This is a genomic window from Pseudomonas sp. LAIL14HWK12:I7, from assembly GCF_000483465.1.
In the GTDB taxonomy this organism is placed as follows: domain Bacteria; phylum Pseudomonadota; class Gammaproteobacteria; order Pseudomonadales; family Pseudomonadaceae; genus Aquipseudomonas; species Aquipseudomonas kermanshahensis.
The window spans coordinates 38,825-56,496 of record NZ_KI519606.1 but is presented as its reverse complement, the minus strand read 5'-3'; the positions used below and the strand labels follow the sequence as shown (position 1 = coordinate 56,496).

At 61.6% G+C, this 17,672-nt stretch carries 20 protein-coding genes; 4 read left to right on the top strand and 16 right to left on the bottom strand.

What is annotated here, in order from left to right; all coding sequences use genetic code 11:
* Positions 1–17: 17 nt before the first annotated feature.
* From D886_RS0123060 to thrS, 8 genes are all read right to left on the bottom strand, one after another.
* On the bottom strand, positions 18–374 hold the full coding sequence (locus tag D886_RS0123060; protein WP_008100384.1) for a MerR family transcriptional regulator: 357 nt from the start codon (positions 372–374) through the stop codon (positions 18–20).
* Positions 355–657: an integration host factor subunit alpha gene (ihfA, locus tag D886_RS0123055; protein WP_003250679.1), complete on the bottom strand. Its 303-nt coding sequence runs from the start codon at positions 655–657 to the stop codon at positions 355–357. The genes D886_RS0123060 and ihfA overlap by 20 nt, the downstream gene beginning before the upstream one ends.
* 4 nt (positions 658–661) lie before the next feature.
* On the bottom strand, positions 662–3,043 hold the full coding sequence (gene pheT, locus D886_RS0123050) for a phenylalanine--tRNA ligase subunit beta (protein WP_027596149.1): 2,382 nt from the start codon (positions 3,041–3,043) through the stop codon (positions 662–664).
* A 33-nt stretch (positions 3,044–3,076) separates the two neighbouring features.
* Entirely contained in the window at positions 3,077–4,093 is a 1,017-nt protein-coding gene (pheS, locus tag D886_RS0123045) for a phenylalanine--tRNA ligase subunit alpha (protein WP_027596148.1), read from the bottom strand.
* Between the two features lie 109 nt (positions 4,094–4,202).
* Positions 4,203–4,559, bottom strand: coding sequence for a 50S ribosomal protein L20 (gene rplT / locus D886_RS0123040; protein WP_003250671.1), 357 nt, complete (start codon positions 4,557–4,559; stop codon positions 4,203–4,205).
* Between the two features lie 28 nt (positions 4,560–4,587).
* Positions 4,588–4,782, bottom strand: a complete 195-nt coding sequence (gene rpmI, locus D886_RS0123035; protein ID WP_008100408.1) for a 50S ribosomal protein L35 — start codon at positions 4,780–4,782, stop codon at positions 4,588–4,590.
* A 60-nt stretch (positions 4,783–4,842) separates the two neighbouring features.
* Positions 4,843–5,394 carry a translation initiation factor IF-3 gene (gene infC, locus D886_RS0123030; protein WP_016487884.1) on the bottom strand — a complete coding sequence of 184 codons (552 nt, stop codon included), beginning with the start codon at positions 5,392–5,394 and terminating at the stop codon, positions 4,843–4,845.
* Positions 5,394–7,316, bottom strand: a complete 1,923-nt coding sequence (gene thrS / locus D886_RS0123025; protein ID WP_027596147.1) for a threonine--tRNA ligase — start codon at positions 7,314–7,316, stop codon at positions 5,394–5,396. Before thrS ends, infC begins: the two co-directional genes overlap by 1 nt.
* A 334-nt stretch (positions 7,317–7,650) precedes the next feature.
* On the opposite strand from thrS, the gene D886_RS0123020 reads away from it, so the two are divergent.
* Together D886_RS0123020 and D886_RS0123015 are read left to right on the top strand one after the other, a co-directional pair.
* Positions 7,651–7,953: a hypothetical protein gene (locus tag D886_RS0123020; RefSeq protein WP_027596146.1), complete on the top strand. Its 303-nt coding sequence runs from the start codon at positions 7,651–7,653 to the stop codon at positions 7,951–7,953.
* 162 nt (positions 7,954–8,115) lie between these two features.
* Positions 8,116–8,328 (top strand): cold-shock protein, encoded by a 213-nt coding sequence (locus tag D886_RS0123015; protein WP_027596145.1) that lies wholly within the window; start codon positions 8,116–8,118, stop codon positions 8,326–8,328.
* 61 nt (positions 8,329–8,389) lie between these two features.
* Here the strand turns inward: D886_RS0123015 and D886_RS0123010 are convergent, their stop codons facing one another.
* Complete coding sequence (locus D886_RS0123010; RefSeq protein WP_027596144.1) at positions 8,390–8,707, bottom strand: I78 family peptidase inhibitor; 318 nt, start codon at positions 8,705–8,707, stop codon at positions 8,390–8,392.
* Positions 8,708–8,995: 288 nt separating this feature from the next.
* On the opposite strand from D886_RS0123010, the gene D886_RS0123005 reads away from it, so the two are divergent.
* Positions 8,996–9,208, top strand: coding sequence for a hypothetical protein (locus D886_RS0123005; RefSeq protein ID WP_027596143.1), 213 nt, complete (start codon positions 8,996–8,998; stop codon positions 9,206–9,208).
* On the opposite strand, the gene D886_RS0123000 is transcribed toward D886_RS0123005, so the two are convergent.
* The 7 genes from D886_RS0123000 to D886_RS0122970 all read right to left on the bottom strand — a co-directional run bounded on the left by D886_RS0123000 (position 9,180) and on the right by D886_RS0122970 (position 16,203).
* Positions 9,180–10,187, bottom strand: coding sequence for a nucleoside hydrolase (locus D886_RS0123000; RefSeq protein WP_027596142.1), 1,008 nt, complete (start codon positions 10,185–10,187; stop codon positions 9,180–9,182). The two genes, D886_RS0123005 and D886_RS0123000, sit on opposite strands and share 29 nt — an antisense overlap.
* 152 nt (positions 10,188–10,339) lie before the next feature.
* Positions 10,340–10,738, bottom strand: coding sequence for a D-ribose pyranase (gene rbsD, locus D886_RS0122995; RefSeq protein ID WP_027596141.1), 399 nt, complete (start codon positions 10,736–10,738; stop codon positions 10,340–10,342).
* Positions 10,735–11,643, bottom strand: coding sequence for a ribokinase (gene rbsK, locus D886_RS0122990; RefSeq protein WP_027596140.1), 909 nt, complete (start codon positions 11,641–11,643; stop codon positions 10,735–10,737). Before rbsK ends, rbsD begins: the two co-directional genes overlap by 4 nt.
* 9 nt (positions 11,644–11,652) lie before the next feature.
* On the bottom strand, positions 11,653–12,675 hold the full coding sequence (locus D886_RS0122985) for a LacI family DNA-binding transcriptional regulator (RefSeq protein ID WP_027596139.1): 1,023 nt from the start codon (positions 12,673–12,675) through the stop codon (positions 11,653–11,655).
* A 4-nt stretch (positions 12,676–12,679) separates the two neighbouring features.
* Positions 12,680–13,675: an ABC transporter permease gene (locus tag D886_RS0122980; RefSeq protein ID WP_027596138.1), complete on the bottom strand. Its 996-nt coding sequence runs from the start codon at positions 13,673–13,675 to the stop codon at positions 12,680–12,682.
* Positions 13,672–15,225, bottom strand: coding sequence for a sugar ABC transporter ATP-binding protein (locus tag D886_RS0122975; protein ID WP_027596137.1), 1,554 nt, complete (start codon positions 15,223–15,225; stop codon positions 13,672–13,674). The genes D886_RS0122980 and D886_RS0122975 overlap by 4 nt, the downstream gene beginning before the upstream one ends.
* 21 nt (positions 15,226–15,246) lie before the next feature.
* Positions 15,247–16,203, bottom strand: coding sequence for a sugar ABC transporter substrate-binding protein (locus D886_RS0122970; protein ID WP_027596136.1), 957 nt, complete (start codon positions 16,201–16,203; stop codon positions 15,247–15,249).
* A 345-nt stretch (positions 16,204–16,548) separates the two neighbouring features.
* Here D886_RS0122970 and D886_RS0122965 point away from each other — a divergent pair, with 345 nt between their 5' ends.
* A complete protein-coding gene (locus D886_RS0122965; RefSeq protein ID WP_027596135.1) occupies positions 16,549–17,637 on the top strand; it encodes an asparaginase in 1,089 nt (362 codons plus the stop codon).
* Positions 17,638–17,672: the final 35 nt, after the last annotated feature.

Genomic DNA, 17,672 nt, shown 5'->3' with positions numbered 1-17,672 from the left:
CCATTCGTCGGAGCAAATCACTTCTTCAACACCACCAACACATCCTCCAACTCAACAATCATCTGCCGAATCAGCTGCTTGTACTGGCTTGACTCATCCTTCACCTCATCACTGGAGAGCCGCAACCGCGCCCCGCCAATGGTGAACCCCTGGTCATACAGCAGCGCTCGAATCTGGCGGATCATCAGCACGTCCTGGCGCTGGTAATACCGCCGGTTCCCCCGCCGCTTCACGGGGTTCAACTGAGGGAACTCCTGCTCCCAATACCGCAGCACGTGCGGCTTTACCGCACAAAGCTCGCTGACTTCACCAATGGTGAAGTAGCGTTTGCCCGGTATGGGGGGCAGTTCGTCGTTATGGCTTGGTTCCAGCATAGGCCTCAACCCGGGCCTTCAACTTCTGCCCTGGACGAAAGGTGACGACACGGCGAGCGGTGATCGGGATCTCTTCCCCTGTCTTGGGGTTGCGGCCCGGCCGCTGGCGTTTGTCGCGAAGGTCGAAGTTGCCGAAACCGGACAGCTTGACCTGCTCGTTCTCTTCAAGTGCGTGCCGAATTTCTTCGAAAAACAGCTCGACCAACTCCTTGGCCTCACGCTTGTTAAGCCCCAGCTCCTCGTACAGCCTTTCGGCCATCTCAGCTTTCGTCAGAGCACCCATGCCGTTATTTCCTTAACGTGGTGTTCAACCTTTGTTCGAGCGAGGTGAGGATATTTTGCAGGGTAACGTTCACCTCATCGTCGTTAAGAGTGCGCGATGGATGCTGCCAGGTCAAGCCGACGGCCAGGCTTTTTCTATCAGGATCAATGCCTTTACCTTGGTAGACATCAAACAGCCTGAGGTCTGTGAGCCATTCGCCTGCATTGTCACGAATTAATTCAAGCACCGCGTTAGAAGCTACATCACGTCCTGCAATTAACGCCAGGTCACGACGGGTTTCTGGGAACTTGGACAGTTCGCTGAACTTCGGCAGGCGGCCTTCGACCACGTCACCCAACACCAACTCGAACAGGAACACCGGGCGATCCAGGCCCAGGGCTTTGGCAAGCTCAGGGTGAATGGCGCCGAGGTGGCCGACGGGCTTGCCGTCGCGTTCGATGAGGGCGGTTTGGCCTGGGTGCAGGGCGGGGTGTTTGCCGGCGCTGAAGGTGAAGTCGCTCAGCGCGCCGGAGTAACCCAGCAGGGCTTCCACGTCGGCTTTGACGTCGAAGAAGTCGATGCCGTCGCGGCCATTGGCCCAGCCTTCTGGCAGACGGCTGCCGGTGACGACGCCGGCGATCATCGGTTGCTGCTCGAGGTTACCGAGTTGGCCGACGAAGCGCAGGCCGCTTTCGAACAGGCGTACGCGGTCTTGCTGGCGGTTGAGGTTGTGCTGCAGCGCCTTGACCAGGCCCGGCCACAGGGACGCGCGCATGGCGGCCATGTCGCTGGAGATGGGGTTGGCCAGCAGCAGGGGCTCGACGCCAGGGGTGAACAGCTCGAACAACTTCGGGTCGATGAAGCTGTAGGTGATGGCTTCCTGGTAGCCGCGGGCGACCAGCAGGCGGCGCAGGTTCGGCAGGTCACCGCGGGTTTCCGGCTTGCCCTGGGGCGCGAGGCGCGCCTGTGGGTAGCGGACCGGCAGGTTGTTGTAGCCGTACAGCCGGGCCAGCTCTTCGATCAGGTCGACTTCCAGGCTGATGTCGAAGCGGTGGCTTGGGACGTTGACGGTCCACTGCCCTGCCCCGTTCGCCGTGGTGGTCAGTTCCAGGGCGTTGAGCAGTTGCTCGACCTGGGCGGCTTCCAGCTCCATGCCAAGCATCTGGGTGATGCGTTCGGCGCGCAGGGTTACCGGGGCGACGTCGGGCAAGTGCTGTTCGCTGACGGCTTCGACGATCGGGCCGGCTTCGCCGCCGACGATTTCCAGGATCAGCGCGGTGGCGCGTTCCATGGCTTCGCGGGCCAGCTGCGAGTCGACGCCGCGCTCGTAGCGGTGCGAGGCATCGGTGTGCAGGCCGTAGGAACGGGCCTTGCCAGCGACGGAGATCGGCTCGAAGAAGGCGCTTTCGAGGAACAGGTCGCGGGTTTTTTCGGTGTTGACGCCGCTGTGCTCGCCACCCATGACGCCGGCAATGGCCAGGGCGCGGGTGTGGTCGGCGATGACCAGGGTATCGGCACGCAGGGCGACCTCCTGGCCGTCGAGCAGGACGAGTTTTTCGCCCTCTTCAGCCATGCGGACGCGGATGCCGCCGTTGATTTCGGCGAGGTCGAAGGCGTGCATCGGCTGGCCGAGTTCGAGCATCACGTAGTTGGTGATGTCGACGGCAGCGTCGATGCTGCGCACGTCACTGCGGCGCAGGCGTTCGACCATCCACAGCGGGGTCGGCTTGGACAGGTCGACGTTGCGGATGACGCGGCCCAGGTAGCGTGGGCAGGCAGCCGGGGCAGTCACTTCGACCGGACGCACTTCGTCGTGGGCAGCCGGTACAGCCGGGACGACTGGGCGGGTGACCGGGACGTTGTACAGGGCGCTGACATCGCGGGCCAGGCCGGCCAGGGACAGGCAGTCGCCGCGGTTCGGGGTCAGGCCGATTTCGATGCTGGCGTCGTCCAGGCTCAGGTACTGGCGAATGTCTTCGCCAACCGGGGCGTCAGCCGCCAGTTCCAGCAGGCCGTCGTTTTCTTCGCTGATCTGCAGCTCGGCCGCCGAGCACAGCATGCCGAACGACTCGACGCCGCGCAGCTTGGCCTTCTTGATCTTGAAGTCACCTGGCAGTTCGGCACCGATCATGGCGAACGGGATCTTGATGCCCGGGCGCGCATTGGGGGCGCCGCAGACAACCTGGAAGGTTTCCTGGCCGTTGCTGACCTGGCAGACGCGCAGCTTGTCGGCGTCCGGGTGTTGCTCGGTGGCGAGGATTTCGCCCACGACGATGCCGCTGAACTGGCCGGCAGCGGGGGTCACGCTGTCGACTTCGAGGCCGGCCATGGACAGGCGGGCGACCAGTTCGTCACGGGAGACTTGCGGGTTTACCCAACCGCGCAGCCACTGTTCACTGAATTTCATGCTGTTCTCCTGAAAGTTGCGTCGGGCATTGACCTAGCGGAATTGCGCGAGGAAGCGCAGGTCGTTGTCGAAGAACAGACGCAAATCGTTGACGCCGTAGCGCAGCATGGCCAGGCGCTCGGCGCCCATGCCGAAGGCGAAGCCCTGGAATTCTTCAGGGTCGATGCCGGACATGCGCAGCACGTTCGGGTGGACCATGCCGCAGCCCATGACTTCGAGCCAGCCGGTCTGCTTGCAGACGCGGCAGCCTTTGCCAGAACACATCACGCACTGGATGTCGACTTCAGCGGACGGCTCGGTGAAGGGGAAGAACGACGGGCGGAAGCGCACAGCCAGTTCTTTTTCGAAGAAGACGCGCAGGAATTCTTCGATGGTGCCCTTGAGGTCGGCGAAGTTGATATCGCGATCGATCAGCAGGCCTTCGACCTGGTGGAACATCGGCGAGTGGGTGATATCCGAGTCGCAACGGTAGACGCGGCCCGGGCAGACAATGCGAATGGGCGGCTGGCTGGACTCCATGGTCCGCACCTGCACCGGCGAGGTATGGGTGCGCAGCAGCATGTTGGCATTGAAATAGAAGGTGTCGTGCATCGCCCGCGCCGGGTGGTGGCCGGGGATGTTGAGCGCTTCGAAGTTGTGGTAGTCGTCTTCGACCTCTGGGCCTTCGGCAATGCCGTAGCCGATGTGGGTGAAGAACTGCTCGATGCGCTCGAGTGTACGGGTAATCGGGTGCAGGCCACCGGTGGTCTGGCCACGGCCTGGCAGGGTGACGTCAATGCATTCGGCAGCCAGGCGAGCGCTGAGCTCGGCTTCTTCATAGGCGGCCTTGCGTGCGTTGAGCACCTCGGTGACGCGTTCCTTGGCATCGTTGATCAGCGCGCCGACTTTCGGCCGCTCTTCGGCTGGCAGGTTGCCCAGGGTCTTCATCACCTGGGTCAGCTCGCCTTTCTTGCCGAGATATTGAACCCGGATCTGTTCCAGGGCATTGATGTCTTCAGCGCGCTCTACGGCCTCAAGGGCTTGGGAGACCAGCGCATCCAGGTTTTCCATGTACAGACTCCAGATACGAAAATAGGGGAAGAGCTTTGAAGGCTCTTCCCCTATCGATGACGTTCAATGCCCGGCGACGCTAGCGCCGCCGGGTGATTGTCGCGGGTACTTAAGCCAGAACGGCTTTAGCTTTCTCGACAATCGCAGCAAACGCCGCTTTTTCGTTCACTGCCAGATCGGCCAGAACCTTACGGTCGATTTCGATCGACGCCTTTTTCAGGCCAGCAATCAGACGGCTGTAAGACAGACCGTTGGTGCGGGCACCGGCGTTGATACGAGCGATCCACAGTGCGCGGAACTGACGCTTCTTCTGGCGACGGTCACGGTAGGCGTATTGACCGGCCTTGATGACAGCCTGCTTGGCTACGCGGAATACGCGCGAGCGTGCACCGTAGTAACCTTTAGCCAGTTTCAGAATTTTTTTGTGACGCTTACGAGCGATAACGCCGCGCTTTACACGAGCCATGAGTAACTTCCTCTATCTTTGACCAGAATTAACGAACGCGCAGCATGCGCGCGACTTTCGCGACGTCAGACGGGTGCAGCAAGCTGCTACCACGCAGTTGACGCTTACGCTTGGTCGACATTTTGGTCAGGATGTGGCTCTTGAAAGCGTGCTTGTGCTTGAAGCCCGAAGCTGTTTTCAGGAAACGCTTCGCAGCACCGCTCTTGGTTTTCATTTTTGGCATGTTGGAACTCCGCATTCGATAAAATTACACATAATCATCAGGCCTGCCGTGCCCGGGAGATTACTTCTTTTTCTTGGGGGCGATGACCATCATAAGCTGGCGTCCTTCCATCTTAGGATGCTGCTCAACGGTGCCGTATTCAAGCAGGTCATTTTCAACCCGCTTCAACAGCTCCATGCCCAGCTCCTGGTGGGCCATCTCACGACCACGGAATCTCAGAGAGATCTTGGCCTTGTCCCCATCGGTAAGGAAACGTACCAGGTTGCGTAGTTTTACCTGGTAATCCCCATCCTCCGTCCCTGGACGAAACTTGATTTCTTTGATCTGGATCTGCTTCTGGTTTTTCTTGGCTTCGTTAGCCTGCTTCTTCTTTTCGAAGAGGTGCTTGCCGTAGTCCATGACCTTGCAGACCGGCGGTACCGCGTCTGCAGAGATTTCCACCAGATCCAGCTTCGCTTCATCAGCGATACGCAGCGCTTCATCAATCGAGACGATGCCAACCTGCTCGCCGTCTGCGCCAATTAACCGAACCTCGCGGGCCGAGATATTCTCGTTGATCGGGGCCTTCGGTACAGCACGTTTATCGTTTCTCATTTCACGCTTAATAGTCATTACTCCGATTCTTGGCGACCACGCCGGGAAACCGCTTGTGTCAGGAGCTCAGCGAATTGCGCGACGGGCATGGAGCCCAGGTCTGCGCCTTCGCGAGTACGCACAGCGACGGTTTGCGTTTCGACTTCGCGGTCCCCTATAACCAAAAGGTACGGGACCTTGAGCAAAGTATGCTCGCGGATTTTAAAGCCGATCTTCTCATTTCTCAAGTCCGACTTGGCACGGAAACCGCTACCGTTCAGAGATTTCTCAACCTCAAGGGCGAAATCGGCCTGTTTGTCGGTGATATTCATGACCACTGCCTGGGTCGGCGCCAGCCATGCCGGGAACACACCCGCGTAATGCTCGATGAGCATGCCGATGAAGCGCTCGAACGAACCGAGGATGGCGCGGTGCAGCATTACCGGGCGCTTGCGGCTGTTGTCTTCGGCGATGTAGCTGGCGTCCAGACGCTCTGGCAGGTTCGGATCGTACTGCAGGGTACCACACTGCCAGTTACGGCCGAGGCAGTCGCGCAGGGTAAATTCGATCTTCGGACCGTAGAACGCGCCCTCGCCCGGCTGGTATTCCCACTCCAGGCCAGACTCGTTCAGGGCATCGGCCAGGGCGCCTTCGGCGCGGTCCCACAGCTCTTCAGAGCCCACGCGCTTGGCTGGGCGGGTCGAGAGCTTCATGGCGATGTCGCTGAAACCGAAGTCCTTGTAGACGTCCAGGGTCAGCTTGATGAAGTCGGCGGCTTCTTTCTTCACCTGATCTTCGGTGCAGAAGATGTGCGCGTCGTCCTGGGTGAAGCCACGTACACGCATGATGCCGTGCAGGGCGCCGGACGGCTCGTTACGGTGGCAAGCACCGAACTCGGCCAGGCGCATCGGCAGGTCGCGGTACGACTTCAGGCCCTGGTTGAACACCTGCACGTGGCACGGGCAATTCATCGGCTTGACCGCGTAGTCACGGTTTTCCGACGACGTGGTGAACATGTTCTCGGCGTAGTTGGACCAGTGGCCGGAACGCTCCCACAGAATACGGTCAACGACCTGCGGGGTCTTGATTTCGAGGTAGTTGTTGTCGCGCTGAACCTTGCGCATGTACTGCTCGAGCACCTGATAGACGGTCCAGCCGTCCGGGTGCCAGAACACCATGCCTGGGGCTTCTTCCTGCAGGTGGAAGAGGTCGAGTTGCTTGCCGATCTTGCGGTGGTCGCGTTTTTCGGCTTCTTCGATGCGCTGGATATAGGCGGCCAGCTGCTTCTTGTCGGCCCAGGCGGTGCCGTAGACGCGTTGCAGCTGCTCGTTCTTGGCATCGCCGCGCCAGTAGGCGCCGGACAACTTGGTCAGCTTGAATGCCTTGAGGAAGCGCGTGTTCGGCACGTGCGGGCCGCGGCACATGTCGACGTATTCTTCGTGGTAGTACAGGCCCATGGCCTGTTCATCCGGCATGTCTTCGACCAGGCGCAGCTTGTAATCTTCGCCACGGGCCTTGAACACGTCGATGACTTCGGCGCGCGGGGTCATCTTCTTGACGACGTCGTAATCCTTCTCGATCAGCTGCAGCATGCGCTTTTCGATGGCGGCCATGTCTTCTGGGGTGAAGGGGCGCTCATAGGCGATGTCGTAATAGAAGCCTTCGTCGATCACCGGGCCGATCACCATCTTGGCGGTCGGGTACAGCTGTTTCACCGCGTGGCCGATCAAGTGGGCGCACGAGTGACGGATGATCTCCAGTCCCTCTTCATCTTTAGGGGTGATGATCTGCAGGGTGGCGTCGTGGGTGATCAGGTCGCAGGCGTCGACCAGCTTGCCGTCGACCTTGCCGGCCAGGGTGGCCTTGGCCAGGCCGGCACCAATAGAGGCGGCGACGTCGGCTACGGATACGGCGTGATCAAACGAACGTTGACTGCCATCGGGAAGAGTAATAGTGGGCATGGCGCCTCCTCTCCTAGTGGTGACCCCTACCAAAGGTCACGTGGGTTGGGATGAGCCAGTACAAGATCCGCGCTGTCTTTCTCGAGAGAAAGCCTGCCTCACAGTGGCAGAAGCCTTTCGGCTTACCAGGGGCGAACCAGAGTGACTGGAAGGTAAAAAACAGGTGAGCTGCACGTTGTCAGCTACAAGCCGAGCATGCTAGCACGCGGGGTTGGGCACGATGCAGAAATATTTGGAAATTACACAACCGGGGTGAACTTACGCGGAAAAATTCCTATCAGACTTTGGGAAGCATCCTACTCTTGATGAGACCTAAACCAAGGAGTGTCTGGTTATGAGATTTCCGTCTCTTCTGGCCCTGAGCGTTGCTGGCGCCCTGCTGCTGCCGGTTGCGGCCAACGCGGGTTCGTTCCCGGCTGGCGCGAAGCAAAACTACATGTCCCAGTGCATCGAGGCCGCCACCGCCCAGGGCCTGGACGCCAAGGCGGCGCAGCAGCACTGCAGCTGTGGCGCAACGGCTATTGAAAAGAATTTCAGCGATGAGCAGATCAAGGACCTAGACAGCAAGGATGGCGTTGACGCCAAGCTGATGCAGAAAGCACAAACGGTTGTGCAGCAAGCATGCATGAAGGGCTGAAACCATAAAGCCGCGATTCGACACCCATTGTTTGCGCTGGATCAACATCTGGCGAACGTAAAAGGCGCTAGATGCGCAGAATTAGACTATGATGTTGCCGGTGCTTCGGAGCCTCGGCAACATCGCACCACTGAAAAAATCAAATGTCTGGAGATTCACCCCATGTCCAATCGCCAAAACGGCACCGTCAAATGGTTCAATGATGAAAAAGGCTACGGCTTCATCACCCCACAAAGCGGCGGCGACGACCTCTTCGTACACTTCAAGGCCATCGAATCTGACGGCTTCAAGAGCCTGAAAGAAGGCCAGGCTGTTTCCTTCGTGGCCGAAAAAGGCCAGAAAGGCATGCAGGCTGCACAGGTTCGTCCGGAGTAATTCGGACAGCTGTAAAAAAACCCGCCCAAGTGGCGGGTTTTTTTATGGGGTTCGCAACGGCTTAGCCGCAGTTGACGCGGGTTACCACACCTTGCTCATCCACATTCAGGTTAAGGCGCTCGGAGCGGTACTCCAGGGTCACCACGTCGTGCGGCTTGAGAATACGGGCCATCTGCGAGCCACTGGCCTTGCGGGCCTGCTCCAGCAGGTCTGGGCTGCCCGGCTTGCCGATGGCAAAATCGGCACCGCTGGCTTCGCAGCGACCGTCGTTGCCTGCCGGTGCGGCAGGCGCACTACCAGCAGAATTGCCACCTGTACTGCAACCAGCCAGCACAGCAGCCACCGCCAGGGTCGCCAGGTAAGCACGGGTACGGAACATGAATCCTCCTAAAATCGATCTGGGCACTGTCTGATCCGACAGCTGCGCGCATTGTTTGTTGCAAAACCGCCCAAGTCTGCCTGAACATGCCGGTGGAGGCGAAATGCAATCGTGACTGGATTTTGCACAATACGCTTGGTTTGCCGCGCAAAGCTTTTTATTCTTATGTCGCAGAGTCATTGACGCAAAGGCATGATTTACTGCAAGAAGTGGAGCGCGCCGTGCCTCCCTCGAACATCAGGATCCGGTGTTCGCCCCTTCGTCCCAGGCCCCCAGTGAGAGCCTTTCATGAGCAGCCACAGCATCGACGCCGATATCAAGGTCAAATGGGCGGAGGGCCAGAGCGCCTACAGCCCCAGCACGCCGGAGGAGTTGCTACTGATTGCCATCGACCTGCTGGTGCGCGACCGCGGCAGCGAAGCGGCGCGCAGCTTTATGGACCAAGCGTTCGAGCGCTTCGCCAGGCATTCCCCTATTGCAATCGAGCCAGGCGCGCGCTGAGCAGGTCGAAAAAGCCCTGAGCATCCCCCTCCTCTACCCACATGACGTTGGCGGGCTGTTTCAGCACGCCATACCAGTCGGCGATGGTCTGGCCAAAGGTCGGGCCCTCGCGGCTGTCGATGGCTATGTGAATGCGTCGCCCACTGAACAGCTCGGGTTTTAGCAGGTAGGCAATGACACTGGCGTCGTGCACCGGGCCGCCAGGCATGCCGTACAGGTCCATGTCGTGGGTGATGTAGGCATTGAGAATATCCACGACCCGCTTGCTGGCCTGGTTGTTGACCGCCGCGAGTTGCTTGAGGCGTGCTTCGCTGGTCAGCAGCTTGTGGGTGACGTCCAGCGGCAGGTAAGTCAGTTGTATGCCACTGGCCAGCACCACCTCGGCGGCATGCGGGTCGGCGTAGAGGTTGAATTCGGCTGCAGGGGTGATGTTGCCGCCGTTGAAATGGGCGCCGCCCATGACCACGACTTCTTTGATGCCTTGGGCGATCTCCGGGCGCTGGATGAGTGCCAGGGCCAGGTTGGTCTGTGGGCCGAGCATGGCCAGGGTGATGCTGTGGGGTTGTGCGCTACCGAGGGTGTCGACCAGGTATTGCACAGCATTACCTTGGGCCAGCGGCTTTTGCGGCGCGTGGACTTGCACACCGGTCAGGCCTTCTTCGCCATGCACTTCGGCGGCGTAGATGGGCGTGCGCACCAGCGGGCGGCCGGCCCCGGCGTACACGGGGATGTCTTCACGGCCAGCCCATTCGCGGGCCAGGCGGGCGTTGCGCGAGGTTTTATCGAGGCGCACGTTGCCGGCCACGGTGGTGATGGCGCGGATGTTCAGCTCATCGGGCGAGGCCATGGCCAGGAACAGCGCGACCACGTCGTCGGCACCGGGGTCGGTGTCGATGATCAGGTCGCGCGGGGCGGCCTGGAGGGTGGTGGTGGTGGCTGCGGCCATGAGGGTGAGTCCTTGTAGCAGGGGTTTGAGCATGGGGCACTCCTGTTGCCTTGGTTAAAGGTTGCGGGGCCGCTTTGCGGCCTAATCGCCGGCAAGCCAGCTCCTACAGAGATTGTGAATACTTCGGCAAACTGCACAGGACCTGTGGGAGCCGGCTTGCCGGCGATCGAGGGCAGCGCCCTCGGCTAGAAGGTCACCCCGGATATCAGGGCAATGTTGCTGTACGGCTGGCACTCCCCCGTGCGCACCACGGCACGCGCACTGCGCGACAGCACTTTAAATTCCTCATGGCTCATCCACTCCCGCTTGCCCAGCTTACCCCGCAAGCGCTCAATCTCGACCAGCCCGGGTGGCACCACTTTCTGCATTTCCTCGGCCAGCACATGCCGCTCTACCTGCATCTCGCTCAGCACCACCCGCAGCACACTGGCAAAGTCCGGTATGCCCGGCGTCAGCGCCAGGTCGATCAGCTCGACGCCAGGCGGCACCGGCAGCCCGGCATCGCCAATCACCAGAATGTCACCATGCCCCAACCCGGCAATGGTCCGTGACAGGGCGATATTGAGCAGCGCGGTCTTTTTCATGGCTGCAGCTCCGAGAGGTAGGGAATCGACGGTTGCGCCCCCACGCGGGTGACCGACAATGCCGCGGCGCGCTGGCCGAAGGCGATTGCTTCGCCCTCCTCCAGGCCCCGCACCAAAGCTGCGGCAAAACCACCCACGAAGGTGTCGCCAGCGGCCGTGGTGTCCGCCGACTGCACCACCGGCGCGGGGAAGTGCTGATGGCCCTGCGCGGTCACCAACAGGGCGCCTTGGGCGCCGAGGGTGATAATCACTTTGCCAGCACCCAGTTGCAGCAATCGCTCACCGGCGCGCAGGGCGCTGCCCTGGTCGGTGACAGTGATACCGGTCAGTGCTTCGGCCTCGCTTTCGTTTGGGGTCAGGTAGTCGATATGGCCAAACCAGGTTGAGGGCAGCGGGCCTGTAGCAGGCGCCGGATTGAGGATGACACGCTTGCCCAGTTCGTGCCCCCTGGCCAAGGCCCAGGCCACGGTTTCGGCCGGCACTTCCAACTGACAGATGATGACGTCGGCCGCCTGCAGCAACTTGTCGAAGCGCTGCACCGACTGCGGCGTCAGCAGGCCATTACCACCCGGGATGATGACGATGCAGTTCTGGCTGGCGGCGTCGACGGTGATCAACGCCACACCGCTGGAAACCCCTTCGCACACGCTCACCGCCTGACAATCAACGCCTTCGCGCTCCAGCGCCTTGCGCAGTTGCTGGCCATAGGCGTCATCGCCGACGTTGCCGACCATCGCCACACTTCCACCCAACCGTGCCACCGCCACCGCCTGGTTGGCGCCCTTGCCGCCGGGCGCCGTGAAAAACGCCTCGCCAGGCAAGGTTTCGCCCGCCCGTGGCAAACGCTGGGCGCGGGCGACCAAGTCCATGTTGAGGCTACCGACCACCACTACCTTGGCATGCATAAGCGCTCCTTAGCGGTAATCATTGAACAGGTCCGGGCGTGGCCCGGTGGACTCGCGCTGCACGATGCGCGGGGCAACGATGCGCTGCTCTGCCGAACCCTGCCGAGGCGTGGCGATGCGCGAGAGCAGCAACGCGGCGGCGTTTTCGCCCAGCTCGCGGATCGACTGGCCCACGGTGGTCAGCGGCGGGTAAACGTAACGGCTGAGCTCGATGTCATCGAAGCCAATTACCGACAGTTCACCCGGTACGTTGATGTTGCGCTCGGCGGCGGCGCGCAGCACGCCAAAGCCGATCATGTCGTTACCGGCGAAGATCGCCGTCGGCCGGTTGCCGTCCAGCAACTGTGCGGCCGCGCCGTGGCCGCCTGGGCTGGTGAAATCGCAATGCAGCACGCGGCTGGGCTCCACCGCTACGCCAGCCTCTTGCAGGGCGCGACGGAAACCGGCCAGGCGCAGTTGGCTGACACCGGTTTCGGCCGGGCCGCCGATGTAGGCGATGTCGCGATGGCCAAGCTCCAGCAGGTGCCGGGTGGCCAGGTAAGCGCCGTGCTCGTGGTCGATGCGCACCAGGTCGGCGTCGACGCCGTCCAGCTCGCGGTCGACGATGACCATGGGCGTGCGCACGCAGGCCAGGCTTTGCAACAGGTCGCTGTCTTCACCTACAGACGCTACCACCAGGCCATCGATGCGTTTTTCCAGCAGCACACGCAGGTAGCTGCGCTGCTTTTGCGGGTTGTCGTCAGAGTTGCACAGGATCACGCAGTAGCCGTTGCGCTCGCAGGCGTCTTCGATCCCTCGCGCCAGTTCGGCGAAGTATGGGTTGACGCTGTTGGGCACCAGCAAACCGATGGTGGCGGTGCTGCGCGCCTTGAGCGAGCGCGCCACCGCGCTGGGTACATAGTCGAGCTCGACGATGGCGGCCTCGACCTTGAGCCGCACCTGTTCACTGACAGGGCGGGTCTTGTTCAACACATGGGACACGGTGGTGTAAGAAATACCCGCCAGTGCCGCGACGTCTTTAATGGTTGCCATGTTTTCAGTTCCGCCGGCCTGCACGCCGGCTACGGTAAGTGTCGAGCACCACGGCGATGACGATGACCGCCCCGGTGATGATGCGTTTTGTGGGTTCCGATGCGCCGATCTGCGCCAGCCCTGCGGCCAGCACTGAAATGATCAGCACGCCAAAGAAGGTACTGATGACCGAACCGCGGCCACCCATCAGGCTGGTGCCACCGATCACCACGGCGGCAATCACCTGCAGCTCAAGGCCGGACCCGGCGTTGGGGTCGGCGGCTTCGAGGCGCGAAATCTGGAACAGCGCAGCCAGGCCGGCGAGCAGCCCCATCAAGGCGAACACCAGCACTTTGTAGGGGCGCGGGTCGATGCCCGCCAGGCGCACGGCCTCTTCGTTGGTGCCGATGCCGATCAGGTAGCGGCCGAACACCGTGCGGGTCAGCACCAGTTGGGCCAACACGATCACCAGCAAGGCGATGAGGAATGCCGGCGAAATACCGAACGCGATCGGGTTGGAGAACCAGGCGTAGGCATCGCCGATATAGGCGGTGCGCGAGTCGGTGAACTGGTAGGCCAGGCCGCGGGCCATCTCCAGCACACCGAGCGAAACGATGAACGAGGGGATGCGCCAGGCCACGGTAACGCCGCCGGTGATGCTCCCGGCCAGGGCTGCCACGGCCATGCCGAGCAGCGCCGAGGGCAGCACGCCCCAGCCCCAGCCGAGAATGGCCACGCTGACCGTCGAGGCCGCCAGCGCCAGCACCGAGCCGACCGACAAGTCGATGCCGCCGATGATCAGCACGAAGGTCATGCCGACCGCCAGCACCATCAGGTCGGGGATCTGGTTGGCCAGGGTGCTGAAGGTGGCATAGGACCAGAAGTGGCTACTGAGGAACGAGAACAGCACGATCATCGCCAGCAGCGCGCCGGCCAGGCCCAGGTAAGTGCCCAGGCCGAAGTACGTGCCACTGCGGCGCACGGGGGCGGCGTTTTGGCTGTCGAGGGGAGTGGTTTTCATGCATCCATCCTGGGTGCTGCGTCATGCAGCAGTGCGTCACGTGTTTGATAGCCGGCAAAGGCTGCGGCAAGCAGTTGGTCCTGGCTCCAATGGTCGCGCTCGAAGGTGTCGATCAGGCGCCCAGCCGAGAGCACGGCAATGCGGTCGCAGATCAGCATCAGTTCGCGCAGGTCGCTGGACACCACCACCAAGGCCTTGCCTTGGCGCGCCAGTTCGGCCAGCAAACCGTAGATGTCGAACTTGGCGCCAACGTCGATGCCTCGGGTTGGCTCATCGAACAACAGCACCTGGCAATCACGCTCCAGCCAACGGCCGATCACCACCTTCTGCTGGTTGCCACCGGACAGTTCGCCCACGGCCTGGTGCGGGCCGGCGCTGCGGATGCGCATGGCCTGGATCTGGCGTTCGGCCAGGGCCATTTCAGCCTCGCTGTCGAGCACACCGGCGCGCGATACCGCGCCAAGGTTGCCCAAGGCGATATTGGCGCTGATCGACTGGGTCAACAGCAGGCCTTCGCCTTTGCGGTCTTCAGTGATCAGGGCGATACCGGCTTTGACGGCGGCTTTGGGTGAGTCGATGGTCACTGCCTGTGGCGGCTGGCCCAGGGCGATGCTGCCACTGTCGGCGCGGTCGGCACCGTAGATCAGGCGCAGCAGCTCGGTGCGGCCGGCGCCGATCAGGCCAGAGATACCGAAGATCTCCCCTGCCCTGACCTCGAACGACACCTCACGCACCTTGTCGCCCCGGCTAAGCCGGTCGACCTTCAGCAACGGCGCGCCAATCTCGCGGCGGCCCAGGTCGATGTGTTCGCCCAGCTCACGGCCGACCATCAGGTTGACCAGCTCGGCGCTGCTGTAGCGCTGGATCGGCTCGTCGCACACCAGCTTGCCGTCACGCAGCACGACGATGCGCTGGGCCACGCGCTGCAGTTCTTCGAGGCGATGGGAGATATAAACGATGGCCACGCCGCGTTGGCGCAGGCGTTCGATCTGGGTGAACAGCAGCTCCACTTCACGCGCAGTGAGCATGGCGGTGGGTTCGTCGAAGATCAACACACGGCAATCGCCGATCAGGTTGCGTGCGATTTCGACCATCTGCTGATGGCCGATGCCCAGCTCGCCGACCAGGGTGTCCGGGGCGATGGCGTCCAGCCCGACCTGGGCCATGGCAGCGGTGGCCAGTTGGCGCAGGCGCTTGCGGCTGATCCAGCCGAAGCGGCTGGGCAGGTTGTCGAGGAACAGGTTTTCGGCCACGGTCAGGGTCGGCAGCAGGTTGAGTTCCTGCATGACCATGCGCACACCGAGGCGCTCGGCCTCGCTGCGGCTGCCGGGCGCGTAGGCCTGGCCGCGGTAGGTCATGTGCCCGGTGGTGGGCACCTCGAGGCCACTGATGAGCTTGGACAACGTGCTCTTGCCAGCACCGTTCTCGCCCGTCAGGGCCAGTACTTCACCGGCGCGCAGGCTCAGGCCGACGTCACCGAGCACCGGCTGGGCGTAGGTCTTGCCCAGCCCGCTGGCGGCGAGCACCACTTCATTGGCCGTTGCAGGCATGGCCCTCTCTCCTGGCGGGTATCAGGGCTGGGTGATGAGCGTGACGGGGGTCTGGATGACATTGTCGGCATCCACGCCCGGCTTCTCACCGTTGATCATCTTCAGCGCCGCCTGGATACCGAACACCGCCTGCTGGCTGGCGGCCTGATCAAGCGTGGCGAGTACGCGGCCGTCCTTGAGCATGGGTTTGATGGCATTGATGTTGTCGTAACCGACCACTTGCACCTGGCCGGCCTTGCCTGCGGCGCGCACGGCCGACACGGCGCCCAAGGCCATGCTGTCGTTACCGGCCAGCAGGGCCTTGAGCTCGGGGTATTCGTTGAGCATGGAGGCGGCAACGGCGTTGCCTTTGTCGATTTCCCAGTTGCCGGACTGCACCGAAACGATCTTCATCTGCGCGGCTTCCATCGCATCCTTGAAGCCGGCGGTGCGCTGCTGGGCGTTGGTGGTGGTCGGCACGCCTTCGATGATGCCGACTTGGTCACCGGCCTTGAGCTTCTGCTGCGCCAGGTAGTCTCCCACCAGGCGGGCGCCTTTGCGGTTGTCGGGGCCTACGAAGGGTACGCTGATGCCTTTGCTTTTGAGCAGTTCGGGGTCTAGGCGGTTGTCGATGTTGATCACCACCACGCCTTGGTCCATGGCTTTTTTAACGGCTGAAACCAGGGCTTTGGAGTCCGCTGGCGCAATTACCAGGGCTTTGGCCCCTGCGTTGACCATCTGCTCGACGATGCGGATCTGCTCGCCGGTGTCGGTTTCGTTCTTGATGCCGTTGGCGATCAGGTCGAAATCATTGGCGTGGCTTTTTTGATAATCCTTGGCGCCGTCTTCCATGGTGCGGAAGAATTCGTTGGCGAGAGACTTCATCACCAAGGCGACTTTGGGCTTTTCTTCGGCGTGTGCAGCACTGAGCGGCAAGGCCAGGGAAAGTGACGAGACGACAGCGAGGGCCAGCAGACGACCGGGGAACGGCAGTTTCATGGACGATGACTCCGAATCTTGTGTTTTTTATCGGATCGCAAACGTTTGCGTTGACTCACTATGGAAACAGGACCTGGTTTTGTCAAATCCGTTTGGCTCTTAAGGGCGAGTCACGCCTGGCGCAGATTATCCGGAATTTTTCCGAAAAACCGAACAGGTTTTCCTATGCTTGTTCGGGATTCCGAATGAATAGGGCCGCTGCGAGCCCCATCGCGGGCAAGCCCGCTCCCACAGGTGCAGGGTTGCGCAGGCAAATACGGGCTCTTGCCAGGAATGGTACGAAACATGCGTTGTTTCTTGTGCGATACAGCAATCGCCTCAATAGGAAGAGAGAGAACAATAACTATGAATGCTGCACTTAAATCCTTCGCCCCCAGCGCACTCGCGTTGCTGCTGATCCTGCCGACCGCCGTTTCCGCCAAAGAAGCCGAAACCCAACAGAAGCTGGCCAACGTGGTCATCCTCGCCACCGGCGGCACCATTGCCGGTGCGGGCGCCAGCGCGGCCAACAGCGCCACCTACCAAGCGGCCAAACTGGGCGTCGACAAGCTCATCGCCGGTGTGCCCGAGCTGGCCGACCTGGCCAACGTGCGCGGTGAACAGGTGATGCAGATCGCCTCCGAAAGCATCACCAACGAAGACCTGCTGAAACTGGGCAAGCGCGTCGCCGAATTGGCCGACAGCAACGACGTCGACGGCATCGTCATCACCCACGGCACCGACACCCTGGAAGAGACCGCCTTCTTCCTTAACCTGGTGGAGAAAACCGACAAGCCAATCGTGGTGGTCGGCTCGATGCGCCCTGGCACCGCCATGTCGGCAGACGGCATGCTCAACCTGTACAACGCCGTGGCCGTGGCCAGCGACAAGCAGTCGCGTGGCAAGGGCGTGCTGGTGACCATGAACGATGAGATCCAGTCTGGCCGCGATGTCAGCAAGTCGGTCAACATCAAGACCGAAGCGTTCAAGAGCGCCTGGGGCCCGATGGGCATGGTCGTTGAAGGCAAATCCTACTGGTTCCGCCTGCCGGCCAAGCGCCATACGGTCAATTCGGAATTCGACATCAAGCAGATCAGCAGCCTGCCGGCCGTGGACATCGCCTACGGCTATGGCAACGTGACCGACACCGCCTACAAGGCACTGGCGCAGAACGGCGCCAAGGCGATCATCCATGCCGGTACCGGCAATGGTTCGGTGTCGTCGCGGGTAGTACCGGCGCTGCAAGAGCTGCGCAAGAACGGCGTGCAGATCATCCGTTCGTCCCACGTCAACCAAGGCGGTTTCGTACTGCGTAACGCCGAGCAGCCGGACGACAAGAACGATTGGGTCGTGGCCCATGACCTGAACCCACAAAAAGCCCGCATCCTGGCCATGGTCGCAATGACCAAGACCCAGGACAGCAAAGAGCTGCAGCGGATTTTCTGGGAATACTGAGTGCTGTAATACCAAGGCCGGTGCACGGGTTGCAC